The following is a 26,672-nucleotide window of genomic DNA, read 5'->3' on the forward strand; positions in this document are numbered from 1 at the left end:
CGGTTTCAGGTGAATCCCTTTCGAAATCGTTTTACGGGGGACCGACAAAAGACTCCGATACAGCGCCACTGCGCGTGAGAAAACAAATGAGCGAAGACAAACCCCACCAGAACCTGGCCGTCATCGGCCACGTCGACCACGGAAAGAGTACGATGGTCGGGCGGCTCCTCTTCGAGACCGGGAGCGTACCCGAGCACGTCATCGAACAGTATCGAGAAGAAGCAGAAGAAAAGGGCAAGGGCGGCTTCGAGTTCGCCTACGTGATGGACAACCTCGCCGAGGAGCGAGAGCGTGGTGTCACCATCGACATCGCCCACCAGGAGTTCGACACCGACGAGTACTACTTCACCATCGTCGACTGTCCGGGCCACCGCGACTTCGTCAAGAACATGATTACTGGCGCGAGCCAGGCCGACAACGCGGTGCTCGTCGTCGCTGCTGACGACGGTGTCCAGCCGCAGACCCAAGAGCACGTCTTCCTGGCCCGAACGCTGGGTATCGACGAACTCATCATCGCGGTCAACAAGATGGACCTCGTCGACTACGACGAGAACAAGTACAAGGCTGTCGTCGACGAAGTCAACCAGCTCCTCGAGCAGGTTCGCTTCAACACCGAGGACGCCAAGTTCATCCCGACCTCGGCGTTCGAAGGCGACAACGTCTCCGAAGCCTCCGAGAACACGTCGTGGTACGACGGTCCCTCGCTGCTTGAGGCACTCAACGACCTGCCGGAGCCGCAGCCGCCGACGGACGCGCCGCTGCGACTGCCGATTCAGGACGTCTACACCATCTCCGGTATCGGTACCGTCCCCGTCGGACGTGTCGAGACCGGCATCCTCAACACCGGCGACAACGTCTCGTTCCAGCCGTCGGACGTCTCCGGTGAGGTCAAGACCGTCGAGATGCACCACGAAGAGGTCCCGAAGGCCGAACCCGGCGACAACGTCGGTTTCAACGTCCGCGGCGTCGGCAAGGACGACATCCGACGTGGTGACGTCTGTGGTCCCGCCGACGACCCGCCGTCGGTCGCCGAGACCTTCCAGGCACAGGTCGTCGTCATGCAGCACCCGTCGGTCATCACGGCCGGCTACACGCCTGTCTTCCACGCCCACACGGCACAGGTCGCCTGTACCATCGAATCCATCGACAAGAAGATCGACCCGTCGTCCGGCGAGGTCGCAGAGGAGAACCCGGACTTCATCCAGTCCGGCGACGCCGCTGTCGTGACGGTTCGACCCCAGAAGCCGCTCAGCATCGAGTCCTCGAACGAGATCCCCGAGCTGGGCAGCTTCGCCATCCGCGACATGGGTCAGACCGTCGCGGCCGGCAAGGTCCTCAGCGTCAACGAGCGATAACGCATGCAGCAGGCACGCGTTCGCCTCGCGGGCACGGCCCCGGAAGACCTCGATGACATCTGCGACGATGTCCGAGAGATCGCCGACAAGACCGGCGTGACGCTTTCCGGCCCGGTTCCGCTCCCGACGAAGACGCTGGAGATTCCCGCCCGCAAGTCCCCCGACGGTGAGGGGACCGCGACGTGGGAACACTGGGAGATGCGCGTCCACAAGCGGCTCATCGACATCGACGCCGACGAACGCGCGCTCCGCCAGCTGATGCGGATTCAGGTCCCGAACGACGTCTCAATCGAGATCGTCCTCGAGGACTAACGCGCCGCGCGGGTCGTGTCCGCCGCAGCACTCACGCGCGACCGCTCCCGGTCGCTTTCCGTAACGCTGCGAATCAGAAGGTTCAAACGACCGAATCGATAACCGATTGATGCGGGCTCGTAGATCAGCGGCAGATCGCTTCCTTCGCAAGGAAGAGGCCCCGGGTTCAAATCCCGGCGAGTCCACTATTTTGCGCCGCGAGTCCATTCGTCTCGCTTCGCTCGACTCATTCCCTCGCCGACGGAGCTGGAGCGGCCACTAACGCACAGACCCGCAGCCACAATCGCGGCTGCTCCGAACCGCACGTTTCTTACCGGCTTGCCGCCTGTCTCGACACAAATGGACGAGACCGTGCTGCTCACGGGAGCCAAGGGGTCGGTCGGAACGGCCATCAGAGAAGGATTGGCCGACGAGTACGACTGGCGGTATCTGTTTCACAACCCACCGCCGTTCGACCCGGACCATCCATACCTTGTCGGGGACGTAAGCGACGAGGAACTCGTCGCCGAGGCCTGTGAAGATGTCGGGGCAGTCGTCCACCTCGCCGGCGACCCCCGGCGTGACGCACCGTGGGACTCCGTGCTGGAGAACAACATCCACGGGACGAAGGTGCTCTACGATGCGGCCATCGAGGCCGGCGTCGAGAAGTTCGTCTTCGCCTCCTCGAACCACGCGGTCGGTCACTTCGAGACGGACCGGAAGCCGGAGCTCTACCGCACCGATGACGACTTCCGGCTCGACGGCACCGAGTTCCCGCGGCCGGGCAATCACTACGGCATCTCGAAGGCGACCGGCGAGGTTATCGGCCGTTACTACCACGACGAGTACGGTATCGATGTCTGCAACATCCGCATCGGAAACCTCACCAAGGGGCATCCACCGAAGGAGTACGAGCGCGGACAGGCCATGTGGCTCTCCTACCGCGACTGTGCGCACCTCCACGACCGGGCGCTGCAGGCCGACTACGACTTCGAAATCGTCTACGGTATCTCCGACAACGACCGCAAGTACTACTCGCTGGAGCGGGCAAAAGACGTACTCGGATACGAACCGAAGGACAATTCCGCAGACTACCACTTCGACGGAACGCCGAAAGACGACGCGTAGCGCTGGAGCCGTTGGCTGCTGTGGTCGGGACGCACCGCAGCGAGTTAGGTGTCGTCGTCGGTTATCTTCTGCAGGCGCGCAACGCCGCCGATATCGTCGACAGCGGCAGCAACCGGGTCAGGGACGAGGGGTCGCCACCGGTCACCGGCGACCATTCGACGGCGAATCTCCGAGCCACAGTAGCGGTCCCGCTCGTGGAGTGGTGTCCCGCGAACCTCGTAGCCAGCCTCCTCGAAGAGCCGCTCGACGAACGGGTTGTTGCTGTAGACAACGTCGAACTCCGGACAGAGGGTTTCGATATGGGTGACCCACATCGCGTTTCGCTCGATGTCAGCGATGGGAATCAGATACGTCTTGGCGTCCAGTTCTTCGAGAGCATCCTGCACGAGATGGACGCGCTCGCCGGCGGTAAATGGGTTCTCGCGAGTGTGTGACTGGCCGGCGCTGCCGATGCCGATAACGACCTCGTCGACTGCCTCGTCGATCTGTTCGATGAGATAGCGATGCCCCAAATGGAACGGCTGGAACCGGCCGATGAGCAGGCCACGCATATCCGCAACGCGAGGCCCAAGACAGATAACGTATCGGTCGGTGCGGGGTCAATCGAAGAGACCTTCTACGTCGTCGTCGCGTCGTGTTCGTTTCTCGACGCGGCGTTCGAGACGGGTCGCGGCGATGGGTGTTCCTTCGGCGACGTACGCGCGAAGCGGCGCAAGAAGCGGGCTCGTCGCCTCCGAATCGAGGTCGGCAGCGGCGTACGTAAGCGCTGTGTCGACAAAGTCGTCACCGTGGACCGCAGCGAGCGCGGCAGCGGCGCTGGCGAGCGCCGGGACCCGAAGCGACGAGACGGCGACAACGTTGCCATCGAGCCGTAGCTGTGGCGGCCGCTCGCGTTCGGCGAGTTCGGGGTCGGCAGCGAGCCGGGCAAGCCAATCGACAAGCGAACCGACAGCGACGCGGTCACAATCGGCGAGGTAGTCGACAGCGCTTTCGGCGAGGCCGACGGCCCCCGACCAGTTGCCTGTCCGGGCTTTATGAATGGCCGCTGTCGCCTGAATGAGTCCCTGCAAACAGTCCGAGCGGGACTCCGGCGGCGCGTCAAGCCAGCGGTCTTCCCATGGCTCGTGTGCGGCGAGAAAGTGGCCGGCATTGTAGAGCGCGAGGCCGGCGCGAAGCGCCTCCATACAGACAGTCGTGAGTGTGGAGGCGTCAGTCTGTCGGATGAAGGCACGGCTGTTCGATGAGTTGTCAGTGAAGAACGTCCGGACGGAGATTTGAACTCCGGTCCCTGGCTCCGCAAGCCAAGAGGATAGTCCACTACCCTACCCGGACTCACTCACACGTAACCCGGAGTGACGTATAGGGGTTACGATTCGAGCGCCAGCAAGGAGGGCGACGAACGCCGCCGGAGCGGCCGAAGCTTCTTGTACGGGGACGGGGGCAGCCGACGTATGCTGACAGCAATTCCGGTTGCGGTGGCAGACGGAGGACGGCTACGGGAGCGACAGACAGTGGAGACGACGACGCGACGACAACGACAACGCTTTTCGCGTGGCAGCCGTCAATCAGCCTGACAATGGGCGCTATCGAGGACATCTACGAGGACCTCGACGCGGACGTATCCGAGTCGGAGTTCCGCGAGGCCGTCGAAGCGAAGGTCGAACAGATGGGCGGGTTGGCCGACGAGGAGACGGCCGCGATGCTCATCGCACACGACCTCGACGGCGGCGAGGTCGAAACCATCGCCGACATCGAACCGGGGTTAGAGGAGGTGAAGTTCCTCGGTAAGGTAGCAAGCGTCGGCGAACTGCGGACCTTCGAGCGAGACGGCGAAGACGACGAGGACGGACACGTCCTCAACCTCGATGTCGCCGACGAGTCGGGGACAGTCAGAGTCGCACTGTGGGACGACGACGCCGTCGCGGCCGACGAGGAGGTCGAACCCGGGCAGGTGTTCCGCATCAAGGGCCGTCCGAAAGACGGCTACAGCGGTGTCGAAGTCAGCGCCGACCGCATCGAGGCCGACGAAGAAGCCGAAATCGAAGTCGACCTCGACGGACGGACGACGGCCGACTCGCTTTCGATGGGGCAGTCCGACGTGACGCTCCGCGGTGTCGTTCTTGATACCGACGCAGTCCGTACCTTCGACCGCGACGACGGCAGCGAGGGCCGCGTCTCGAACCTGACGCTCGGCGACGAGACCGGGAAAATCCGGGTTACGTTGTGGGACGAACAGGCTGACCGGGCCGAGGCGCTCGAAGCCGGCCAGAGCGTCGAAATCGTCGACGGCTACGTCCGGGAACGCGAGGGCGACCTCGAACTCCATGCTGGCTCCAGAAGCGACATCGACGAGCTCGATGAATCCGTCGAGTTCGTCCCCGACGCAACCGACATCGACAGCATCGCCATAGACGAGACGGTCGATATCGCCGGCGTCGTCCGTTCTGCGGACCCGAAACGGACCTTCGACCGCGACGACGGCAGCGAAGGACAGGTTAGAAACGTCCGGCTGCAGGACAACACGGGCGACATTCGAGTGGCGTTGTGGGGTGAAAAGGCCGACCTTGATGTTGGCCCCGGTGACGAGGTGTTCTGTGCCGATGTCGAAATCCAGGACGGCTGGCAGGACGACCTCGAAGCGTCCGCCGGCTGGCAGTCGACGGTCGTCGTCCTTGACGACGATGACCCGGACCGTGGCGGTGATTCCGCCGGGCTCGACGAGTTTAGTGGTGGTTCGGCAGCGGCTCACGACGGGAGCGACGGCAGCGACCCAGCAGCCGACGACGAGGCCGCAAGCGATGCGGGTGATGAACCGGAAACGGTTACTGGAACCGTCGTCCAGCCCGCAGACCCGGTTATCCTCGACAACGGCGACGAGACGATTCACGTCGAAACGGACGCCGAAGTCCATCTCGGACAGGAGGTAACGGTCCGCGGCCGTCGTGACGGCGAGCGGTTCGTGGCCGAAGACGTCTTCTAGTGCGGCACTGCCTCGCAAAGATTAAGGCCGACTCGCCCCGCGTGTGGGATATGAGCGTCGAGTTACCGTTCGCCCCAGTCGATACCATCATTAGACGGAACGCGGGGCAACTGCGGGTCAGTGCCGAGGCTGCCGAAGAACTCGCCCGCCGGATACAGGACCACGGTGCGGCGCTCGCGGAAACGGCGGCCGAACGGGCGACGGCGGACGGACGGAAGACGCTGATGGCGGAGGATTTCGGGTCAACGCCGGGGGATAAAGACGAACTCGAACTGCCGGTTGCGCCTGTCGACAGAATCGCACGGCTCGACATCGACGACCGGTATCGAGTCTCGATGGACGCGCGTATCGCCCTCGCGGGCGAGCTTGAGGCGTACGCGGACACCGTCGCAACGGCCGCGGCGATTCTCGCTCGTCACGCCGACCGTCGGACCGTCAAGGCCGACGATATCGAAACGTACTACGAACTCAAACCACACTTCGAATGAGGTTTGGCTACCGCGAGGCCTGTCTGGAACACGACACCGGGTCACGTCATCCGGAGACGGCAGACCGTCTCCGGGCTATCCGCCGCGGCCTCAAGCGGCGGCACGGCGTCGAATACCGGGACGGCCGGCTCGCGGAGCGGGATGCAATAGAGGCCGTCCACGACGCCGACTACGTGGCTGACATCGAGGCGTTCATGGCCGACGGCGGCGGGACGTGGGATGCTGATACCGTTGCCGTCGAGGAGACGTGGGAGGCCGCACTAGCCTCGGCGGGACTGGCCTCGTGGGCAGTTGATGAAGCCATCGGCGGCGCTGACGGTCGACAAACGCCGTTTGCTATCGGTCGGCCGCCGGGACACCACGCCGAAATCGACGAGGCGATGGGGTTTTGCTTCTTCAACAACGCCGCTGTCGCGGTGCAACAGGCACTCGACGCCGAGGACTCCGGCGTCGATAGCGCAGTCATCTTCGATTGGGACGTCCACCACGGTAACGGCACACAGGATATCTTCTACGACAGCGACGATGTCTTCTATGCCTCGATTCACGAGCGGGGGCTCTTCCCCGGGACGGGCGACGTGCTGGAGACCGGCGGGCCGGACGCCAGAAACACGATTCTCAACGTTCCGCTGCCGGGAGGCAGCGGCGACGCCGAGTACCGAGCGGTGATGGAACAACTGCTGCGGCCGGCGCTCGACCGGTTCGAGCCGGACCTGTTCGTCGTCAGCGCCGGCTTCGACGCCCACAAGCACGACCCCATCTCGCGGATGCGCGTCACCACTGAGGGGTACGGCTACCTCACCGCGACGGTCCGTGACATCGCCGCCGACCACGACGCCCCGTTGGCGTTCGTGCTGGAGGGCGGCTACGGGCTCGACCCGCTTGCCGACTCGGTCGGAATCGTCCACGAAATCTTCGATGGCCGTGAGCCGATGGAGCCGGGCGGCGACGTTCGCTCGAAATCAAAACGGGTCATCAACGACGTTCGTGACGCCCACGACCTCTGAAATTACGGTTTCGGGTCGAAGTAGGCAGCGAGTTCGGTCCCAAACGACGGCGCGAGCGATGCGACTTCCTCGCCGGAGAGTATTTCGTAGTCGTCTGCGAGGGCGTCCGCAACGTGCGTGCCGAGCGAGACATCGAAGAGTTGTTCGCGGAGAAGCGCCGCAGGCGTCCGGGCGTCCCGCGCCCGTTCGACGGCGTAGCGACCGTCTTCGTCGATGAACGGACCGGACACGGCATCGCTGTCGGCGTAGGCATCGTAAAATCCCTCAGCATGGTCGCGGACCCCGACCGGCGGGCCGGCATGATGCTCTATCGCCGGCCGTTCGGCGACAGCACACTCGACGAAAAGCACCGCTGACTCGTCAGCAAAGCGGGCGCTACGGAGCGGGTCGAATCCGGCGCGGTCGAGCGCCCCCTCGATGCCGTTGAGAGACTTGTCGAGTTGCGGATACAGTTGGTCGTCGACGATATCGGGCGCGTCGAACCGAACGGCCACGGGCGTCGTCCCGCGCTCGCTGACGCGTTTTCGAACTGCGGCCGGCGACAGCGGTTCGGGGTCGGCCGGTTCAAAGAGCGACGCCCGCGGGTCGGTCTGTAGGTCTCTGGCGTAGTGGATGAGCCGGGCGACGTTCGCCGCCGAACAGACTGCGGCAACGTTCCGCTCGGGGTCGGTCGGGTCGACGACGACGAGCGGGTCATCGAACGACCGCTGGCCGTGGGATTTGGGGTCGAGTCGCACGGGCGGCTGCCAATCGGCCGCCGCCTCAACAAGCGCCTCAAATCCCCCGTATTCGACCACCAGAAGCTCCGTCAGAAACCCCGAAAAGCCGCGTGTCCGGAGGTCGCTTCCGTAGACGCCGATGCCCGTCAGGAACGCCTTCGCTAGCCGCACGTCGTCGGCCAGCCGTTCGATGCGGCCGTCGAGATACTCGGTGTGGAACGGCGTCCGGTCGACCGCCGACCGGATATCGGTCGCATCCGCAACCGCATAGCAGGGGACACAATCAACATCGAAACCGCGGTAGCTGCCCTTGACGTAGGGGTGTTCGGCGAACTCCTCGTGGCCGTCCGGCAGCACGGCGTGGCCGACTTCGAGCCCGTAGGTTTCGAGCCGCTCGCGGTCGAGGTCCGGCGGGAACCGCACGAAAAGGTCGATGTCGCGGTCGCCGGCAAGCCACGTACCGCGGGCCGTCGACCCGACAAGACGCGTGTCCGCCGTGACGGGAAGGTCGGTGATGGCCGCCTCGGCGCGGGCCGTCAGCTTCGCGACCGCCGCCTGCAGCGCTTCCTGCTCCGACGCCTCGGGGACAACCCGGTCACGAACCGACGACAGCACCGACTCCAGGGACATACCTGCGGTTGCGGCGTCGGCTCGTAAAACGTATCGGTGCTATCCGTGGTATGGAATTACACGATGAGGGCGGTGCGAAGCGAAAGCCATATGAATCAAATCGGACTACGTTGGGGTGCGAGGGCCGCCGTAGCTCAGCTGGTAGAGCACCACGCTGTTAACGTGGTTGTCCCAGGTTCGAGACCTGGCGGCGGCGCTTTTCCTTCTGACACTCACCGCATCAGTCCGATAGCCACCGCCACAGCAGCCGGCGACGGGAACGGCTTCGACTTGAGCGTCTCGCCGATATCCTGTGCCTCCCGCTGACGGTCCCGTGCGGTCTGCCGGTCGCCGCTGTCGGCTGCCGCGGCAGCGGTCGCCATGAGTTCGGCCTGCTCGGCCGCAGTGTCGGCCCACGCGCGAAGTTGGTCGACGTACTGTGACAGTTCCTCGCGGTCGACGGTGTCACGTCTGGGCATCGATTCGAAAGCCCGAGCCGCCGTCTCTGCCTCGTCGGCGTGAATCGCAATGTCCCGGTACGTGTCGGCCGCCGCCTCAAACGTCGACTCGGCGGCCGGTGGGTCACCGGAGTCCCAGCGGCTGACGGCCTCGTTGTAGGTCTCCGTCGCGGCGTTTCTCGTCCGCCATGCCTCCTCGAAGGCGTCCCGGACCGCAATGCGAGCCTCGTACTCCGGCAGGCGGTCTTCGATGTCGTTGGACATCACGTAGGCCGGGTCGTCGTCGTGGCCCAGCCCGAGCGCATGCCCGAGTTCGTGTTTGAGCGTCACCCGAACGTCACCGAACGGCCGGTCGTCCACGACGACTTCGATTGTAACCGGAAACGAGGGGTCGTGGTCAGCCTGGAGCAGGGGCGCACAACCGAGGATGTCGTCAGTCGCGTGGTCGGCACAGCCTTGTAGCTCGCTCCCGTCATTGAGAAAGATGACCTCAAGGTCCAGGTCGTCAGCCCCGAAGAGGAACGTGGTCTCGAAGCCGGCATAGGTCGGCGCGTTGGCCTCCCAGAAATCGAAGGCTTCGGTCGACAGCGCCTGCAGGTCGTGGTCGCTCTCGCTCCGGTCGTAGATGGCGACCGACGTCGTCCCGGACAGCGGGTGGCCGCCAGACGACGAGAGCCGGCGGTCGGCCTGCTCTTCGAGGTCGGCACACCCGGCGAGTGCGACCGCCCCTGCTGCCAGCACTCCCCGTCGGGACAGGTCCATACCGTAAATAGTGGCTCAAGTAAGGTATATGCAGCGGCGGCCGATACCCGGCAAACTAAAGAGGGGCGGGCGGTTACTCCGGAGTAGAAGGGCCCTTAGCTTAGTCTGGTTAAAAGCACCCGGCTCATACTCCCGTCGCTGTTCGGCTACGGGATGGGACACCGGGCGAGCGCTGGTTCAAATCCGGCAGGGCCCATCCACAGTGTATACGCTCCTTGGCCGGCTTTTTGACAACCTAAGGCGTTTACCGCCAGACTAGCTGATTTTACGTTTATTTTTATCACTGTATAGAGGCTCTGTATCCAGCACAGCGTGAGAACCGTACCCCAAAGCTGGTGGGGGCAACCACCGGCAGACGCCCACCACAACTGATTACTCGGATGCCGTCCGGCACGAGTAACTTATGATGTATAATCCAGACCTGAATTCAATCCCAGTAAGACAGCCTTCGACTGACTTGCCTGGCTGCAACCGTCGAGTGGCTTTCCATCAACCCCCCAGGGGTATGGGGTTGATTGGGGGTCGATGGAAATTTCTTTGTATGAACCAGACGTAGAGCTGTTGACACGCCTCTAGCAGGGCTGGTTTCAGACGAACCCTTGTGGGGTTGAAGCTGTTGTATCCAACGCCCTACCGATGAACAATAAATCGTTTCAGACGAACCCTTGTGGGGTTGAAGCGCTCTTGAGACGGCTGGCTACATCGACGTGCTGCCAGGTTTCAGACGAACCCTTGTGGGGTTGAAGCGGAAACATCCTTGACGAACTGCGGACGTGGGATGGGTTTCAGACGAACCCTTGTGGGGTTGAAGCAACACGATGTACCGCTATACGCCGGATGGAGTCGAGTTTCAGACAACCCTTGTACGAGCCGAGTGCCCCCCACGGCCGCGACTACCGCCGCGACACATGACCCAAGCTACGAGCGAACGTGAACCCGGAGCGACCAAGCTTCGTTTCGCCAGCAGAAACTGAGCCGGGCGTTTAAGACCCGTAACTGCTAGAATGTGCCCATGGGCGCTTGGCGGACGGTGGGACTGTCGCGCTTGGGGTGGTCTTTGTCATCGTCCTGCTGGCGGCGAACCTCGTCGTCGCCGTCGATAGGACGGTCCTCGATGAGGAGTACGTAAAGACGACCGCCGAAGAAGAATCTGCCTACGAGGACTTCGCCGACGAGCTGCGCGGGGAGCTACTCGAAGAGGCAGACATAGAGGAGGCAACCGCGATTGCGGCACCCGAGTCCGGGACAGAAGCAGCCGGGGGAGACGACGGTCCACCAGTCGCAGCGGAAGCCGACACCGCCGATGAATGGCCGTTCGAACGCTCCGAAGAGGAGCTACTGGAGGCGACCGTCAGCGAGGCGTACATCCAATCACAGGTTGAGGCGAATATCGACCGGCTGTACGCCTACCTCAGCGGCGACACCGAGACACTACAGCTTGAAATCGACCTTGAGCCAGCGAAAGAGAACTTTCTCGACGTCCTCGAAACTGAGGTAGCGAACATCGACCTCGGCGCGCTCGGCGTGCCGGAAGGCGAGGCCATCGACGCGATGGCGGAAAACGAGACGCGCTTCGAAGTCGAACAGGAGGCGTTCCGGGCGGAGATAGCGGCAGACATTCGAGCAGAGCAGAAAGCGGCGATACAACAGGAGACGCGACGGGAGTTAAGCGACGAGGAGCTTGAAGCGGCGGTCGAAGACGAATACGACGAATCCGAACTCGAAGCCGAAATCGACGCCCAGCTCGAAGCACACCGGACGGAGCTCCGCGAGGAGACAGCCGCCGCGCTACGGGCGAACCTCACCGGTCCGGCCGGTGAGCTAGAGGAGCCGCTGGTGGCGCTCGGGACCGCCTACGCCGACGCGGTGGCCGGCGCGGCCGACCACGACGAGTACGTCGAACGGACCGACGCGGCGAGAGACGACCTCGGGGACGCGATGGTCGATATCGCCGAGGACGAACTCGACGAGCAGATGCCGGAGACGGTTGACCTGACCGCCGAAGTCGACGAGGAGGCGATGACGGCCGCCGAGACAGCACAGCAAGGCGTGTCGACGGCCGAGACGCTCGCAGTCGCGCTGCCGCTGGCCGCACTGGCGCTGGCGGCCGTCATCGCGTTGGGGGCCTCCGCAGCAGCGGCCGCGGTGGGCCTCGGAAGCGGGTCGCTGTTCGTTGGCCTCGTCGGCCTCGTCGGTGGGACGGTCGGTGTCGAGCGGGCGCTCGCGGTACTGGAAGCCGAGGTGGCGCTTCCAGAGGCGGCTGCCGTCGTCACCGCGCTGCTTGCAGGAATCGGCGAAGCGCTTGCCGTCCAGTCAGTGGCGCTTTCTGTCGTCGGCGTCGGGCTTGTCGGTGCCGGTATCGGGCTTCGACGCGGCGTTATTGACCCCGAGGAGCTACGGGAGCACATCGAGCAGCGCATCACGGACGGCGGTGAGGACAGCGCCGAAGATGGCGTCGACCACGGCACCGGCGACGAAACCGGCGACGAAGCCGGCGACGAAGCTGGCGACGGAACAAAGAACAGTAGCAACGGCGACGACAGCATCGACGCCAGCAACGACGACGCGTAGTCTTCGGGGCGAGGTCGGTGGACTTAGTACGGAGGCGACGAAAGGACGCCGGTATGAACGTCGTAGACGCGATGACGCCGCGGTCCGAGGTCGTGACCGTCGAAATCCCCGGCAAACGGGAAGACGTCCTCGAATATCTACAGGAGCGTGGCTTTTCTTCGGTTCCGGTCGTGAAATCGACCGCGGACGGCGAGCTGTTCCGCGGGCTCGTCACCCGCGAGTCGCTCATCGAACAGCCCGACGAAGACCAGCTGGCGCTGCTGACACGCGAGGTCCCGACCGTCGAACCGTCGGCGTCGATAGCGGCGCTCGCCGAGCTCGTTCTCGAATCCGGCGAACGCCGCGTACCGGTCGTCGAGGACGACGAGCTCGTCGGTATCGTCACGGTAACCGACATCGTTCGAGCAATCGCGGAAGGCGACCAGGACGGGGCAACCGAGGTCGGCTCGCTCGCGACCCACGAGGTCAACACGATCTATCAGGGAACGCCGCTGCCGGTCGCCGAACGCCAGCTCTCGTATGCGAACGTCCCGTACGCCGTCGTCCTTGACGACGACGGCCGACAGACCGGGATGCTCACCGAAGTCGATATCATCGAGGTCGCCCGTGTCGTGCAGGGCGAGACCGACCCCGGCGACGCCGTCGCCAACCAAGACTCCGAATGGATGTGGGAAGGAATCAAGGCCGTCGGGAGCCGCGCGGTGCCGACCCGGAACGTCGAGATTCCGTCGGCCGCCGTAGCCGAGTTCATGACGGAAGACCTGATTTCGGTTCCCAAGCACAAGACCTCCCGAGACGCGGCCCAGCAGATGATATCGAACGATATCGAGCAGATTCCGCTCGTCTCCGGCGACGAACTCGTCGGCATCGTTCGGGACGTTGACCTGCTGGAGGCGCTGGTATGAGCGAGCTGGAAACGCTCACCGAACTCGCAAAGCGCCGTGGGTTCTTCTTTTCATCGAACGAGGCCTACGGCGGCACAGCCGGGTTCTACACCTACGGTCCCGAGGGCGCGGCGCTGAAGCGAAACCTCGAGGACATCTGGCGAGACATCTTCGTGCGCGAGTTGGGGAACATGGAACTCGAAGCGCCGACAGTCATGCCGGAAGCGGTCTTTGAGGCGTCCGGACACCTCGATGGCTTCGACGACATGATAATCGAATGCCCCGAGTGTGGGGCGACCCACCGGGCCGACCACCTCGTCGAGGACGAAATCGAGGACATCGAGGACGCGGAGGCCTACGAGCCGACGGAGGTCGCCGAGCTCATCGCGACCCACCACATCGAGTGTCCGTCCTGTGGCGAGTCGCTGGCCGGCGAGTCCGTCGAGGAGTTCAACCTCATGTTCGGGACGAATATCGGACCGGGGTCGTCCGCGCCCGGCTATCTCCGCCCCGAAACCGCACAGGGCATCTTCGTCGAGTTCCCGCGGCTCAAGGAGTACGCCCGCAACAAGCTCCCGTTCGGTGTGGCACAAATCGGACGCGCCTACCGCAATGAGATTTCGCCGCGGCGAGCGCTCGTTCGAGTCCGGGAGTTTACGCAAGCCGAACTCGAACACTTCATCGACCCCGAACGCGACGAGCCGCCCATCGACCGCGTGGCGGATGTCGAACTACCGCTGTACTCCGTTGCAAACCAGAACGCCGAGAACGGGGGCGTCGAGACCTACACCGTCGCAGAGGCGGTCGACTCCGGCATCATCGAAAGCGAGTGGGTCGCCTACTACTTGGGGCGGTCGATGGACTTCTACGAACGCATCGGCATCGACATGGACCGGTTCCGCTACCGGCAGCACCTGCCGGGCGAGCGGGCCCACTACGCGGCCGACTGTTGGGACGCCGAGACGGAACTGGGCGGGAGTTGGGTCGAGGTAACCGGCTTCGCATACCGGTCGGACTACGACCTCTCGAAGCACGGCGACTACTCCAAAGAAGAGTTCACGCTCTTCCGACAGTACGACGAGCCGAAGACTGTAGAGCGGGCGACCGTCGACCCGGACATGAGCTACCTCGGTCCGGAGTTCGGCGGCGCTGCCGGCGACATCGCCGCGGCGCTGGAGTCGCTTGCCGGCCGCGACCGGTCGGCATTCGACGGCGACGAGGTCACCGTCGAGGTCGACGGCGACGAATACACGGTGCCCGTCGAAAGGACCGGCTTCGCCGTCGAAGAACAGACCGAGGCCGGCGAGCACATCACGCCCCACGTCGTCGAACCGTCATTCGGCGTCGGCCGGCTGGTATACAGTGTTTTGGTCCACTCGCATGGAACCGATACGGTCGACGACGAGGAACGTACCTACCTCGACCTGCCGGCGGAGCTGGCGCCGACGACCGTGGCGGTCTTCCCGCTGATGACCAAGGACGGCCTCGACGACCGCGCTCGGGAGGTGTCCGAGACGCTCCGTGAAGCCGGATTCGAAGTGGCCTACGACGATACGGGTAACATCGGCCGCCGGTACCGCCGTCAGGATGAGGTCGGCACGCCGTACTGCGTGACCGTCGACTACGAAACCCAGGAAGACGGGACAGTGACGATTCGGGAACGGGACTCGACAGACCAGACCCGCGTCCCGGTCGAGGGCCTTCCGGCGGCGATTGCAGAACTCGTCGACGGCGCAACGCTTGCGGAGTTGTAGCGGGACCGGTCGAAGCAGCATTCGCGGTCAGAGGCTCCGTTGAAACGGCTTGTACCGACAGCGTTAATTAGCAGCCACGGCTCGAAACGAGTACTTGAATGGTCGTCGAGACGACGCTCACCGTCGACCTAGCGATTATACTTCTCAGCGCCACGCTTCTCGGGTTCGTCGCCCGGCAGACGGGGCAGCCGACGATTATCGCTTACATCGTTGCTGGGGTACTCATCGGTCCGGTCGTGTTCGGCATCGTTGAGGTTACAGAACTCACCGATACGCTGTCCGACCTTGGACTGGCGTTTCTGCTGTTCCTGCTCGGCATCAAAATGCGCCTCGACGACGTGCGACACGTTCTCTCACCGATTGTCAAGATATCCATCCCGCAGATGGTGGCTGTTGCCGCCGTTGGTGGAGGAGCGGCCTACGCGCTCAATTTCGTTCCCATCGGGGCGCTCTCCGGGTTTACCGTGCTCGAGTCGGTCATCATCGGGCTGGCGGTGATGTACAGTTCAACGGCTGTCGTCATCAAGATGCTGACAGACAGAGACGAGGCGACATCCCTCCACGGGAAGATTGATGTCGGCGTCCTGCTGGTACAGGACATCGTCGTGGTCATTCTGCTGGCGGTGCTGGCCGCCGGCCGTCCCGAAAGCGCCGGTGAGGTCGCGAGAACGCTCGCGGTCGTTTTGGTGCTCGTTGCGGTCGTGACCGTCGCCGCGCTCGCGGCATCGAAGTATGCACTCCCGCGGGTGTTCCGCCGTATCGCGGACAACAAGGAGATATTCTTCCTCGTCGCCATCTCGTGGGCATTTCTCTTTGTCTTCGTGTCCGACAACGTCAACCTCTTTTTAGAGCCGCTTGGGCTGACGGCGTACCTCTCCATCGAGATGGGGGCCTTCCTCGCCGGACTTGCCATCGCGCAGTTGCCCTACAGCAAAGAGCTGCAAAACCGGGTGAACCCGCTTACTGACCTGTTTGTGATGATATTCTTTGCTTCCGTCGCGCTCGATATCCAGGCGCGAGAGCTACTGTTCTACTGGCGGGAAGCCATCGTCGTGGCGGTCGTGTTGATGGTGGCGAAGTTCCTCATCTTCTTCGTCCTCATCAACTGGCAGCGGTTCGACATCGAGACAAATTTCCTCGGAAGCCTCTACATGATTCAGGTCAGTGAATTCGGTATCGTCGTCGGCGTCGCGGCGCTGGCTGGTGATTTCATCGGTGTCGAAGTGCTCGGGTTCCTGACGCTTGTCGCGCTGATTACGATGGCCGTCTCGGTGTACTTCATTGAGTTCGGCGACCGACTCTTCGAGCGGTTCGAGCCGTGGCTGTCGCAGTTCGAACCGAAGGAGACGTTCAGCGAGGGAGGCAAGGCATACAACGGCCACGCCGTCGCAATCGGCTACGACGACGTGACGCGGAACGTGCTGCCGCTCCTCGACGAGTATTACGACGACGTCGTTGTTATCGACCGCCGCGTCGACCACATCGAGGCGCTACAGGCAGAGGGCTTCGACGCCATATATGGCGATGTCGCAAGTTCGACGATACGAAAGGACGCGGCGCTGAAGAAGGCCGACTTCGTGTTCTCGTCGTCGGACCAGCCCGCAGTGAATAAAACTATCATCGACGAGGTCGGCGAGGGGACGACCGTTTTCGTTGAAGCACGAAGCGATGCCGGGGCCGAAATCCTGTACGAGTACGGGGCCGATTATGTTGTAAACAGCTTCAACCTCGCCGCAGACCGACTCACGGCCTACTTAGAGGCATACCTCGACGGCCGCCCGACGTTCGACCGTGCCATCGAAACCGACACCGAGCTACTCCGGAACCCGGACCCGTTCCCGAAAACCCACGAGCAGATGGTAGGTGAACTCGATGACTGACAGCGACAGCCGACAGCTGGCCGAGGCTGCGGGCATACCGTCGACCAGCCTGAGAGGAGGCGTGGCCAATGAGTGACCTGTTGACCATCGTCTCGGTGATGTTCATCGTCGCCGGGCCGTTCCTGCTCCTTGCTAACCGGTATGATATCCCGGCGGTGCCGCTGCTCATCCTTGCTGGCATCGTCGCCGGCCGATTCTTCGAAGAGCAGGGACTCGTTCTCGAGCTGGCCCGCTACGGCGTTGCCCTCCTCGTGTTCTCGTTTGGTGTCGGCATCCAGTTGGATTCCCTCAGAACGGTCTTGGCCGACAGCGAACTCGCCGCGCTGGGTCAAATCGGGGTCGTCGGGGCGCTCGGTACGGGCTTCGGTGTGGTCGTCGGGCTGCCGCCCGTCGAGGCGGCCCTGTTCGGTATCGCTGCTGCGCTTTCGTCGACGATTGTCGCAACGGCGTTGCTACAGCGGGAGATATGGATGGACCTCGTCCACGGCCGGCTGGCGGAGTCTATCAACTTCGTGCAGGACCTGTTTGCGGTCGGCGTGCTTCTCATCATCAGCGCCGAGGCGTTTGCCGCTGACCCGATAGCGACGCAGTTGGGGTACGGACTGGTGTTGTTCGCGGCCGCGGTGGCTATCAATCGGTATCTCTTTGACGCGCTCGGACGGCTGGCCGGCGGCTCCGACGAACTGATGATAATCGGGGCCGTCTCGCTGCTCGTCGTCTTCATCGGCGCGGCCGAGGTCTTCGGCGTCTCGATTGCCGTCGGGGCCTTCGCTGCGGGGCTGGCTATCCGCCACGAACCGGGGACGCATCTCGGCCTGTTCAACGGTGTCGAGTCGCTGAAGGACTTCTTTGTCGCCATCTTCTTCGTCACCGTCGGGGCGCTCGTCGTCGTCCCGTTCGTCGATGCCGGAACCGCCGAATCGATAAACAAGCTGTTGCTGGCCGGGGGACTCGTCGTACTGGCCGGGCTCGTAAAGCCGGCCGTCACGATTGCCATACTCATGTACAAGGGGTACGAGGCGCGGACGGCGACGCTGACGGGGGCTACCTCGGACCAAGTGAGCGAGTTCGCGCTCATCATCGCCATCGAGGCGTTCCTGCTCGGGCTCTTGACGCAGATAACGCTCGACGCTGTCGTCCTCGCGGCTGTCGTGACGATGGTCACCTCGAGTCTCACCCAGCGACACGACGAAGCCATCTACCGCTGGCTCTCCAAGCGAGGGCTGTTGCCGAGCCGTCACGGGAAGGTCGATTCGATGAGTGATGTTCCGGACGACATCAGCGACCACATCGTTGTGGTTGGCTACGGCCACACCGGAAAGCCGGTGGTGGCCGCTTGTGAGGAACTCGACGTGCCGTACGTAGTCATCGAAAACGACCCGGCGAGACACGATGCGGTGCAAAGAGAGTGTGACGCGTATATCTTCGGCGACGCGATGGACCAGTACACGTGGGAGAAAGCAAACGTCACCGACGCAGCGCTTGTCATGTCGATGGTCGACTTCGAGCCCGTCTCGCAACGACTGCTGTCGTTCGACCTCGAGGCGGACCTCGTCCTCCGGGCCGGCGACGAGCAAACCGCGCTGCGGCTGCTTGATGCGGGGGCGACCTACGTCAGCGTCCCGGACCTGCTGGCCAGCGAGGAACTCATCGGCCGCGTTCGCGCGGTGCTCGAAGGCGAGACGACACCGGCGGAGCTACGGGCGGAGCAACGAGAACGGCTCAAGTAACGGGCCTGAACGCGGCGTATTACAAGACGTAACTACTTGATGTGGCCTTCGCGGCGCAGCTGGTTCGCGTCGGCTTCCTCGTACCGCCACTCGATGTCGGCCTTCTCGTCTTGCCAGTCCCACGGTTCGATGAGAACGACATCGTCCTTGTTGATCCACGTTCGGAAGCGCATCCGACCGGGAATCCGGCCCATGCGCTCTTTACCATCGTTACACTGGAGGCGAACGCGCTGGCCGCCGAGCATTTCGGTCACCGTCGCAAACATCTCGCTGTCGTCCGGCATGCGGAGATCCTTCCGCTGTGTTTCCTCTGTCACAAGATATATAGACAGCGTAGACGGTTAAGTGGTCGCTTTTTTCTCACCACTGGCCCGAGTCCAGACGGATATCACGTCCACCGTGCTGGCCGAACGCTTATCCCGAAACACGCCAAAAAGGCCATAGATGGCGACAGCCGCCGAGGATACGGAGTATATCGAGGGGCCACTGTTGGCGGAGGGGCTGCTCGAAAAACGACGCTACCAGCTCAAACTCGCCGAGACCGCCGCCGAAGACCACACGCTTGTCTGTCTGCCGACCGGACTCGGTAAGACCGCGGTGAGCCTGCTGGTAACCGCCGAACGGCTGGCCGACCGAGGCGGCAAGGCGCTCCTGTTAGCGCCGACAAAGCCGCTGGTCCAACAGCACGCCGCCTTTTATCGCGAGGCATTGACGCTTGCCGACGACGAGGTCGTTGTGTTCACCGGTGCTGTCCGCCCGGACGACCGTGCCGCGCTGTGGGAGGACGCCAGCGTCGTCTGTGCGACCCCGCAGGTCGTCGAAAACGACCTCGTCGGCAACCGGGTCTCGTTGCGACCGGTGACCCACCTCACCGTCGACGAATGTCACCGGGCGACCGGCGATTACGCATACAACTACATCGCCGAGCGGTACCACGAGGATGCCGCGAAGCCGCTGGTGACGGCGATGAGCGCCTCGCCCGGCGGCGACAAAGAAGAGATACTCACCGTCTGTGACAACCTCGGGCTCCGTGAGGTGGCGGTGATGACGGAGGCTGATGCCGATGTCGACGAGTACACCCACCACACCGATGTCGAGTGGGAGCGGGTCGAGCTTCCCGAGGCAGTCATCGACATCCGCGACAACCTCAACGAGGTCATCACGGAGCGCCTGACGAAGCTGAAAGAGCTGGGCGTCACCACATCGACGGACCCGAACATGTCCCAATCGCAGCTCAACGCCATCCGGGCGAAGCTGCAGGAACTCATCAATAACGACGACAGTAGCGGCTACAAGGGAATGAGCGCTCACGCCGAGATTATGAAACTCCGGCGGGCCGTCGAACTCGTCGAGACACAGAGCGTCGAGTCGGTTCGGCGGTATTTCGAGCGCCAGCGCGAGGACGCGAAATCCTCGGGCGCATCGAAGGCCAGCCAGCGGTTCGTCAGCGAGCCGCGGGTACAGGCTGCGATGCGAAAAGCCACGGCGTTCGATGACCTCCACCCGAAGTTCCGTCGAACGCGGATTCTGCTCGCCCAGACGCTCGGCATCGAGGGCGGCGAGCGAGTCATCGTCTTCACCGAATCGCGCGACACCGCCGAGAGTCTGACGGCGTTTCTCGGCGAACACTTCGAGACGCGGCGGTTCGTCGGCCAAGGCGACAAGGACGGCTCCGATGGGATGACACAGACCGAACAAAAAGAGACGCTCGATGCCTTCCGGAGCGGGGAGTTCGAGGTGCTCGTCTCGACATCGGTCGCCGAAGAGGGACTGGACGTTCCGGATGTCGACCTCGTGTTGTTCTACGAGCCGGTGCCGAAGGGCATCCGCTCCATCCAGCGGAAGGGCCGCACCGGGCGGGCCAGCGACGGTCGGGTGGTCGTTCTGCTGGCCGAAGACACCCGCGACGAGGCGTTCTTCTGGATGTCGCGAAACGAAGAAAAGCGGATGGAAGAAGAGCTCCGGAAGCTGAAATCCATCGAGGGTGAAATCGAAGCCGAAATCGCACAGGCCGACCTCGGGTCGTTCGCCGAAGCTCCACCGGAAGGAAGCGAGGAAAGCGAACACACAGCAGAGGACGAAGCCGAGTCCGGTGAGGCGGAGCCGCCTGACAGCGGGGGCGGAGAATCCAACGACGGAAACCAGGCGGAAACATCGGGCGATACGGCCGAAGTAGCTCCCGATACGGACAGCAACGGTGGCGACGCGGCAGAGCCCGCGGAAGACGCCGACAGACAGGTTGGGCTAACCGACTTCGCCGCCGAAGCGGACGGGACAGACACGGACGAAGCGGGCACGGTGGCAACGGCGGCCCCGGAGGGCGAAACGGTCGAAATCGTCGCCGACCAGCGGGAGCTTGACTCACACATCGCCCGGGACCTCTCGATGCGTGACGGAGTCGAGACGCGGCTGGAGACGCTCGCGGTCGGCGACTACGTCCTCTCCGATAGGGTCGTCGTCGAACGGAAGGCCGTCGAAGACTTTCTGGAGACGCTCGTCGGCGGTGACCGCTCGATGTTCGAGCAGGTGGGGGCAGCGGCCCGCCACTACGGCCGCCCCGTTGTCATCATCGAAGGCGAGGGACTCTACGAGCGACGAAACGTCCATCCCAACGCCATCCGGGGCGCGGTCGCCTCGCTTGCGGTCGACTTCGGTGCGAGCGTGCTGCGAACGACCGACACCGACGAGACGGCCGACCTGCTGGAGGTAATCGCAACCCGCGAACAGGAGACCGACGACCGAAGCGTCTCCGTCCACGGCGAGAAAGGCGGCAAGACGCTGGCCGAAAAACAGGAGTACGTCGTCAGCGCCGTCGCCGAGGTCGGTCCCGTGACGGCTCGGGCACTGCTCGAACACTTCGGCAGCGTTGAGGCGGTGATGAGCGCCGACGAGGAAGCATTACAAGCAGTCGACGGCGTCGGCGACGTGACCGCCGAGCGGATACGCGACGTGACCGGAACCACCTACGCCGACAGCAGCTAGAGTCGGCGAATCGTCTGTAGCGTCTCGGCGGCCTCGCGGGCGGCCGCAAGCAGGTCGCGTTTGCGGCCGATATCGCTGGTCTCTGCGGCCTGTTGGGTGAGCGCTGCGATTTCGTCGGCGAGCGTCGCCTCCGTGGAATCGAAGCCGCTACCGGTCGGCCGGCGGTCGCGGGGGGCTTTGCGTCGTCCGGTCGACTCGTGGGCATCAGGTGTCGACGGCTCCGAGGGCTCGCTCCGTGCCGGGGGGTCGACGCGGGCGGGCCGCCGTTCGTCGGTGGTTGCAGGGCGGCGGTCGACATCAGGTTCCGGCTCGGCTTCGGCCGGGGCGTCCGCGCCGGGGTCGCGGCCGCGCTCGGGAGCAGCCTCCGACGCCGATGGCTCGTGGGCGTCAGCCGATGGCGCAGGCTCGGCATCCGTGTCGGTTTGCGCGTCGGTGTCGGGTGAGGCGTTCGAGCCCGCCTCGCTGTCGGCCCCAGTGTCCGCGCCAGCACCGGCGTCTGCCGGGTCCACGAGGTCGCCGTCCTCGGTGACGACCTGCTGGCAGGTCGGGCAGAACTCCTGTCCCTCGTGGCGGAAAACCGGCGAGTGACACTCGGGGCAGTGTCGGTTCGTCATGGTCGCACCCTGCAAGAGCAGCTCGCTCATCCGCTCTGAGGCCTCCCGTTTTTGCTTGTCCTGCTCGTATTTCTCGCGGAGCTTTTCGCGTTCTTTCTCCCGGTCGAAGTCGCTCATATACGCACAAAGGCGGCTTTGCCGCAAAAGGACTGCGCTCGGCACCGCCACGGCGACCGGCGGTTTTTAACCGGTGAGGGACCCACACACCGGTATGCAGGTGAAATCACGTCACCACCTCCGGTCGGACGAAATCGACGCCCTCGAAGAGCGGCTCGCCGACCGGCTCGGTGTCACCCCGGACGGCGACAGCTACGAGCGCGTCGAGTTCGACGACGTTGACCGCGAGGTCGTCCTCGTCGACGGCGAACCGCTCGTTGCCTCTTTCGACGACGACCTCTTTTTGACCGTCCGCGGGGCCAACGAGTACGCCCCCGACAGCCACGTCGTGACAGTCGACTCGGGGGCAGTCTCGTTCGTCTCCGACGGCGCGAACGTGATGCGCCCCGGTATCACGGAAGCGACAGCCGACATCGAGCCCGGCGACCTCGTTGTCATCGTCGAAGAAGCCCACGGCAAGGCACTGGGTGTCGGCCGCGCCGAGGCCGACGGCGACGACATGGTCGGCGACTCCGGAAAGGTCGTCGAGACGCTCCACCACGTCGGCGACGACCTGTATGAATTCCACGTGTAGACATACCACAGGAATCGGGCCGGCCGTCGACTGCGTTGGGGATGCATTCCGGCCACAAAGTATACCAGACGGCTGGAAGCGGCTGTCACGTCTGACGTAAGACCTATGCCGCCCGCAGTCGGTTGCTCGTATATGGGACTCATGAGCAAGCTTCTCGGCGGAAACTCCCACAGCGCCGAGGACTACGTTGAGCTGGATGTCGACGACTTCGACGCCAGCGAGGCGGGCGCGGCCTCCGTACAGGTCCGCTTCACCGACATCAGCGAGAAAAACGACGTCATCGACATCAAAGACGCCGTCTACGACGGCGACATCGTCATCGCGGACATCATCCGGCATACGACGAGCGACCGGACGATGGAACACATTCTCGACGAACTCAAGCAGGTCGCAAACGAGGTCGGCGGCGATATCGTCCAAAAGGAAGACGACCAGCTCATTATTACGCCGGCAGGCGTCGGTATCTCGCGGTCGAAAATCGGCCGATAGCGTCAGTCGTCGGCGGGGCCATCGTCGCCATCGCTTCGGAACCGGTCCCACAGCCAAATCAGGATGAGAAACGGCGCCAGCGGCACCAATAGCAGCATCGCGCCGATGCCGATGACGGAGTCGAGTATCTTGTTGCCGAGCGAGGTCTTCTTCGGCGTCACCGGGGTTACGGTGTCGGGCATACGCGGCGGTAGCACCCGATGGGGCAAAACAGTATCGCGGCGTCGTCGACCCGTTCTTTTCAAGTGTCTCAACCGTCTACCGCAGACAACGAATGAGCGAGGACTTCTACTCGGTTTTGGGCGTCTCGCGGGACGCCGACGAGGACGAGATCAAACAGGCGTATCGGAAAAAGGCCTCCGAGTATCATCCGGACGTTTCGGACGACCCGAACGCCGAGGAGAAGTTCAAGCAGGTAAAGAAGGCAAAGGAGGTGCTCCTCGACGACGAGAAGCGGCGGATGTACGACCAGATGGGCCACGAGCGCTTCCAGGAGGCCGAAAAGCGCGGCGCGACCGACACCGACCGCGGCCGCGGCGGCATGGGCGGCATGGGCGGTGGCGGAATGGGAGGCATGAACGACATCTTCGAGCAGTTCTTCGGCGGTGGCGGGCGCTCCCAATCCCGCTCGGGCCCGAGGCAGGGGTCGGACCTCAAAACGCGGCTGAAAGTCGACCTCGAAGACGCCTACCACGGCGTCACAAAGCAATTGACCGTCACCCGGCCGGAGGAGTGCCCCGACTGTGACGGGGCGGGCCATCCGCCGGACGCCGACTCGCGGACCTGTTCGGCCTGCGACGGTCGCGGCCAGCAGACGACGGTTCGGCAGACCGCGCTCGGACGCGTCCAGCAGACCCGCGAGTGCCCACAGTGTGACGGTAAGGGGACCATCTACTCCGAGACGTGTTCGACCTGCCGCGGCGACGGGCAGGTCCGAAACGAGACCACCCTGCAGGTTGAGGTACCGGCCGGTATCCGCGACGGACAGACGCTCCGGATGGACGGCGAGGGCGCGCCCGGCGAGAACGGCGGCCGGAAGGGCGACCTGCTCGTCGAAATCCGCATCGACGACCACGAGACCTTCGAGCGGGACGGCGACGACCTCCGGTGTCGCCATCCGATTTCGTTCCCACAGGCGGTTTTCGGCGACACCGTCGAGGTGCCGACGCTCGACGGCGCTGTCGAGATGGACGTTCCGGCCGGCACCCAAAGCGGCGAGACGTTCCGGCTGCGGGGCAAGGGGATGCCGCGGCTCAAACGGCGCGGCCACGGCGACCTCTACGTACAGGTCCGAGTGGTCACTCCGGAGAGTCTCAACGAGGAACAGCGGGAAGCGCTTGAGGCCTTCGCCGAAGCCGGCGGCGAGGAAATCGACGTCGAGCAGGGCTTCTTCGAGAAGCTCAAAAGCAGTTTCTAGCGGGTTTCAGACCCGAAACCGGAACTCGCCTTCGGCGTCGACAAAGCGTCCGGCGAGGCCGGCACCGAAGGCGTAGGCGACGCGTTCTGCGCCACCCTGTAGTCTAGCGGCGAGGCCCTGCTGTGGTTCGAGTTCGGTCGTTTCGACCTCGGTGCCGAGCACCTCTTCGAGCCGCTCGCAGACCTCGTCTTTCGTTCCGAGGTCGTCGACCAGCCCGCGTTCGAAGGCCTCCTCTCCGAGGAAGACCTTCGCCTCCGTCTCCCGGACGGCTGACGGCTCCATCTCTCTGCCCTCGGCGACGGTTTCGACGAACTGGTCGTAGTAGTCGTCGACGATGCCCTGCAGGTACTGCCGCTCGTCGTCGCCGAGGTCGTCGAAGGGAACGCCAGCCTCCTTGTACTCGCCGGCGGTGAGCTGTTCGTACTCGACGCCGGCCCGGTCGAGCAGCTCGGCGGCCGTCATGCGGGAGCCACGGACGCCGATAGAGCCGACGACGCTGCCGCGGCGGGCCCACAGTTCGTCGCAGCCGCTGGCTATCCAGTAGCCGCCGCTAGCACAGGCGTCGGTCGTGTAGGCGACCGTTGGGCCGTCGAAGGCCTCCGCAGCCAGCCGGATGTCGTCGCTGGGGACGACCGCGCCGCCGGGCGTGTTGAGACGCAAAAGGAGCGCCTCGACGTTGTCATCAGCGTCGGCGTCCTCGATTTGCTCGACGATATCGTCGGCACCGGGTGACCCGGGGGGCGAAAGCGGCATTCCACCGCCGCCGTCGCGGGTTATCGGTCCCTCAACGGCGACCTCGGCGACGTTGTACCCCGGCGCGAGGCTGGTGGCGATGTTGCCACCGATGCGGAGTCCAACGGTGGCGGCGACGATGACGAAGACGACGCCAACGAGGTCGGCCATCGTCGTGGGCACCTCGATAAAGATGACCCAGCCGGCGACGGCGACGACGGCGGCAACAAAAACACCAAGTACGACTCGGCTTGCGGTTGCGATACGGCTCATCGTCTGCATGCAAGGACGGCCACCTGTTAAAACTGGGCGACCGCGGCTAGACGCCAGCGCCTTTCTCGGAGAGGCCGACAAGCAGCGAGCCGACGGCCATGAGCATCGCCGCGACCCCCGCCGCAGCACCCGGGACGGGCGTGTTGACGAAGCTCGTCGAGAGAATCAGCACGCTGCCGACGACGAGCGCGGCGAGCCCGGCTCCGAGCTTCTGTGTATCCGTTGCCATATGCGCTTTTCAGTGAGTCTCCAGCATAAAGCCAGCGGAACCGACCGGTTGGAACCGGCAACCGCTCGACTTCCGAAACGTGTATGCTCGGGACCGCCGAAGGCCGGGCGTGAGCGACGAACGCGACGTAGACGCCCTGCGGACCGTCGCCGACTACCAGTTCGGACGCGGGGCCGGCGAGGCGCTGTTCGACGGCGAGGTCGAAATCCAGCGGACGGGGTCGGGACGCCCACAGCAGGTGCTGGTCGATGGCGAGCGGGTCGTCTCCTACGGGACTGACGGACGGGTTACACTGAGTGCCGTCGGCGGAAAACGACTGCAGACAGCGCTGTCGCCGCCTGCCTACCGCGTCATCGTCGGCGACGACAGCGAGCCGTTCGTCCGCGATGAAAAGAACGTTTTCGCGAAGTTCGTCCGCGAGGTCGACCCCGCGATTCGCCCCGGCGACGAGGTACTCGTCGAACACTACGACGGCGACCTTCTGGCGGTCGGGCGAGCGGAGCTTTCCGCCGCCGCGATGGCCGACTTCGAAACCGGGATGGCGGTCGCGGTCCGCGACGGGAATCCGGAGTAAACAGCCGACCACGACGTGGCGGAACATCAGGCTTTTTGCACCGCCGTACCGTCTG

25 protein-coding genes and 4 tRNA genes are annotated in these 26,672 nt (G+C 64.0%); 19 read left to right on the plus strand and 10 right to left on the minus strand.

Annotated elements, in window-relative coordinates; genetic code table 11:
• The first annotated feature begins 86 nt into the window (after positions 1 to 86).
• The 4 genes from tuf (at position 87) to azf (ending at position 2,774) form a co-directional block, all read left to right on the plus strand.
• Positions 87 to 1,355 carry a translation elongation factor EF-1 subunit alpha gene (gene tuf / locus NP_RS00765; protein ID WP_011321881.1) on the plus strand — a complete coding sequence of 423 codons (1,269 nt, stop codon included), beginning with the start codon at positions 87 to 89 and terminating at the stop codon, positions 1,353 to 1,355.
• A 3-nt stretch (positions 1,356 to 1,358) separates the two neighbouring features.
• The gene (gene rpsJ / locus NP_RS00770; protein WP_011321882.1) at positions 1,359 to 1,667 is read left to right on the plus strand and encodes a 30S ribosomal protein S10; all 309 of its coding nucleotides are present in this window, start codon (positions 1,359 to 1,361) and stop codon (positions 1,665 to 1,667) included.
• Between the two features lie 113 nt (positions 1,668 to 1,780).
• Positions 1,781 to 1,852: transfer RNA gene (locus NP_RS00775), tRNA-Ala, on the plus strand.
• Between the two features lie 154 nt (positions 1,853 to 2,006).
• Positions 2,007 to 2,774: an NAD-dependent glucose-6-phosphate dehydrogenase Azf gene (gene azf, locus NP_RS00780; protein WP_011321883.1), complete on the plus strand. Its 768-nt coding sequence runs from the start codon at positions 2,007 to 2,009 to the stop codon at positions 2,772 to 2,774.
• A gap of 44 nt (positions 2,775 to 2,818) precedes the next feature.
• On the opposite strand, the gene NP_RS00785 is transcribed toward azf, so the two are convergent.
• From NP_RS00785 to NP_RS00790, 3 genes are all read right to left on the minus strand, one after another.
• Positions 2,819 to 3,325, minus strand: a complete 507-nt coding sequence (locus NP_RS00785) for a nicotinamide-nucleotide adenylyltransferase (protein WP_011321884.1) — start codon at positions 3,323 to 3,325, stop codon at positions 2,819 to 2,821.
• 48 nt (positions 3,326 to 3,373) lie between these two features.
• Positions 3,374 to 3,958 (minus strand): DUF309 domain-containing protein, encoded by a 585-nt coding sequence (locus tag NP_RS14000; RefSeq protein WP_011321885.1) that lies wholly within the window; start codon positions 3,956 to 3,958, stop codon positions 3,374 to 3,376.
• Between the two features lie 75 nt (positions 3,959 to 4,033).
• A tRNA-Arg gene (locus tag NP_RS00790) sits at positions 4,034 to 4,106 on the minus strand.
• A gap of 244 nt (positions 4,107 to 4,350) precedes the next feature.
• Between NP_RS00790 and NP_RS00795 the strand changes: the two genes are divergently transcribed.
• Genes NP_RS00795 through NP_RS00805 form a run of 3 tightly spaced genes read left to right on the plus strand, consistent with a single transcriptional unit; the run spans position 4,351 to position 7,249 of the window.
• A complete protein-coding gene (locus NP_RS00795; RefSeq protein ID WP_011321886.1) occupies positions 4,351 to 5,754 on the plus strand; it encodes a single-stranded DNA binding protein in 1,404 nt (467 codons plus the stop codon).
• A gap of 50 nt (positions 5,755 to 5,804) precedes the next feature.
• Complete coding sequence (locus tag NP_RS00800; RefSeq protein ID WP_011321887.1) at positions 5,805 to 6,242, plus strand: histone family protein; 438 nt, start codon at positions 5,805 to 5,807, stop codon at positions 6,240 to 6,242.
• Complete coding sequence (locus tag NP_RS00805; protein WP_011321888.1) at positions 6,239 to 7,249, plus strand: histone deacetylase family protein; 1,011 nt, start codon at positions 6,239 to 6,241, stop codon at positions 7,247 to 7,249. Before NP_RS00800 ends, NP_RS00805 begins: the two co-directional genes overlap by 4 nt.
• A gap of 2 nt (positions 7,250 to 7,251) precedes the next feature.
• Here the strand turns inward: NP_RS00805 and cca are convergent, their stop codons facing one another.
• On the minus strand, positions 7,252 to 8,598 hold the full coding sequence (gene cca, locus NP_RS00810) for a CCA tRNA nucleotidyltransferase (protein ID WP_011321889.1): 1,347 nt from the start codon (positions 8,596 to 8,598) through the stop codon (positions 7,252 to 7,254).
• 123 nt (positions 8,599 to 8,721) lie between these two features.
• On the opposite strand from cca, the gene NP_RS00815 reads away from it, so the two are divergent.
• Positions 8,722 to 8,794 (plus strand) — tRNA-Asn (locus NP_RS00815).
• Positions 8,795 to 8,810: 16 nt separating this feature from the next.
• Here NP_RS00815 and NP_RS00820 read toward each other — a convergent pair.
• The gene (locus NP_RS00820; RefSeq protein WP_011321890.1) at positions 8,811 to 9,797 is read right to left on the minus strand and encodes a hypothetical protein; all 987 of its coding nucleotides are present in this window, start codon (positions 9,795 to 9,797) and stop codon (positions 8,811 to 8,813) included.
• Between the two features lie 89 nt (positions 9,798 to 9,886).
• Between NP_RS00820 and NP_RS00825 the strand changes: the two genes are divergently transcribed.
• From NP_RS00825 to NP_RS00850, 6 genes are all read left to right on the plus strand, one after another.
• Positions 9,887 to 9,993, plus strand: a tRNA-Ile gene (locus NP_RS00825).
• Between the two features lie 824 nt (positions 9,994 to 10,817).
• A complete protein-coding gene (locus NP_RS00830; protein WP_049939399.1) occupies positions 10,818 to 12,368 on the plus strand; it encodes a coiled-coil domain-containing protein in 1,551 nt (516 codons plus the stop codon).
• A gap of 53 nt (positions 12,369 to 12,421) precedes the next feature.
• Positions 12,422 to 13,273 carry a CBS domain-containing protein gene (locus NP_RS00835; protein ID WP_011321892.1) on the plus strand — a complete coding sequence of 284 codons (852 nt, stop codon included), beginning with the start codon at positions 12,422 to 12,424 and terminating at the stop codon, positions 13,271 to 13,273.
• Complete coding sequence (glyS, locus tag NP_RS00840; RefSeq protein WP_011321893.1) at positions 13,270 to 15,006, plus strand: glycine--tRNA ligase; 1,737 nt, start codon at positions 13,270 to 13,272, stop codon at positions 15,004 to 15,006. The genes NP_RS00835 and glyS overlap by 4 nt, the downstream gene beginning before the upstream one ends.
• 98 nt (positions 15,007 to 15,104) lie before the next feature.
• Positions 15,105 to 16,886 (plus strand): cation:proton antiporter, encoded by a 1,782-nt coding sequence (locus tag NP_RS00845; RefSeq protein WP_011321894.1) that lies wholly within the window; start codon positions 15,105 to 15,107, stop codon positions 16,884 to 16,886.
• Between the two features lie 68 nt (positions 16,887 to 16,954).
• Entirely contained in the window at positions 16,955 to 18,616 is a 1,662-nt protein-coding gene (locus NP_RS00850; RefSeq protein WP_011321895.1) for a cation:proton antiporter domain-containing protein, read from the plus strand.
• Positions 18,617 to 18,648: 32 nt separating this feature from the next.
• Here NP_RS00850 and eif1A read toward each other — a convergent pair whose 3' ends face one another.
• Positions 18,649 to 18,933 (minus strand): translation initiation factor eIF-1A, encoded by a 285-nt coding sequence (eif1A, locus tag NP_RS00855; protein WP_049939401.1) that lies wholly within the window; start codon positions 18,931 to 18,933, stop codon positions 18,649 to 18,651.
• Between the two features lie 127 nt (positions 18,934 to 19,060).
• On the opposite strand from eif1A, the gene NP_RS00860 reads away from it, so the two are divergent.
• On the plus strand, positions 19,061 to 21,598 hold the full coding sequence (locus tag NP_RS00860; RefSeq protein ID WP_011321897.1) for a DEAD/DEAH box helicase: 2,538 nt from the start codon (positions 19,061 to 19,063) through the stop codon (positions 21,596 to 21,598).
• Here the strand turns inward: NP_RS00860 and NP_RS00865 are convergent.
• The gene (locus tag NP_RS00865; protein ID WP_011321898.1) at positions 21,595 to 22,329 is read right to left on the minus strand and encodes an Sjogren's syndrome/scleroderma autoantigen 1 family protein; all 735 of its coding nucleotides are present in this window, start codon (positions 22,327 to 22,329) and stop codon (positions 21,595 to 21,597) included. The two genes, NP_RS00860 and NP_RS00865, sit on opposite strands and share 4 nt — an antisense overlap.
• Positions 22,330 to 22,423: 94 nt before the next feature.
• On the opposite strand from NP_RS00865, the gene NP_RS00870 reads away from it, so the two are divergent.
• Positions 22,424 to 22,903 (plus strand): RNA-binding protein, encoded by a 480-nt coding sequence (locus tag NP_RS00870; protein WP_011321899.1) that lies wholly within the window; start codon positions 22,424 to 22,426, stop codon positions 22,901 to 22,903.
• 132 nt (positions 22,904 to 23,035) lie between these two features.
• On the plus strand, positions 23,036 to 23,392 hold the full coding sequence (locus NP_RS00875; RefSeq protein WP_011321900.1) for a cell division protein SepF: 357 nt from the start codon (positions 23,036 to 23,038) through the stop codon (positions 23,390 to 23,392).
• A 2-nt stretch (positions 23,393 to 23,394) separates the two neighbouring features.
• Here the strand turns inward: NP_RS00875 and NP_RS00880 are convergent, their stop codons facing one another.
• Positions 23,395 to 23,574, minus strand: coding sequence for a hypothetical protein (locus NP_RS00880; RefSeq protein WP_049939404.1), 180 nt, complete (start codon positions 23,572 to 23,574; stop codon positions 23,395 to 23,397).
• Positions 23,575 to 23,666: 92 nt separating this feature from the next.
• On the opposite strand from NP_RS00880, the gene dnaJ reads away from it, so the two are divergent.
• Positions 23,667 to 24,809 (plus strand): molecular chaperone DnaJ, encoded by a 1,143-nt coding sequence (gene dnaJ, locus NP_RS00885; RefSeq protein WP_011321902.1) that lies wholly within the window; start codon positions 23,667 to 23,669, stop codon positions 24,807 to 24,809.
• Positions 24,810 to 24,815: 6 nt separating this feature from the next.
• On the opposite strand, the gene sppA is transcribed toward dnaJ, so the two are convergent.
• Complete coding sequence (gene sppA / locus NP_RS00890) at positions 24,816 to 25,823, minus strand: signal peptide peptidase SppA (RefSeq protein WP_011321903.1); 1,008 nt, start codon at positions 25,821 to 25,823, stop codon at positions 24,816 to 24,818.
• Positions 25,824 to 25,860: 37 nt separating this feature from the next.
• Entirely contained in the window at positions 25,861 to 26,043 is a 183-nt protein-coding gene (locus tag NP_RS00895) for a hypothetical protein (protein ID WP_011321904.1), read from the minus strand.
• A gap of 109 nt (positions 26,044 to 26,152) precedes the next feature.
• On the opposite strand from NP_RS00895, the gene NP_RS00900 reads away from it, so the two are divergent.
• Entirely contained in the window at positions 26,153 to 26,617 is a 465-nt protein-coding gene (locus NP_RS00900; protein ID WP_011321905.1) for a PUA domain-containing protein, read from the plus strand.
• The last annotated feature ends 55 nt before the right edge of the window (positions 26,618 to 26,672 follow it).

It is taken from the genome of Natronomonas pharaonis DSM 2160 (genome assembly GCF_000026045.1).
GTDB lineage: Archaea > Halobacteriota > Halobacteria > Halobacteriales > Haloarculaceae > Natronomonas > Natronomonas pharaonis.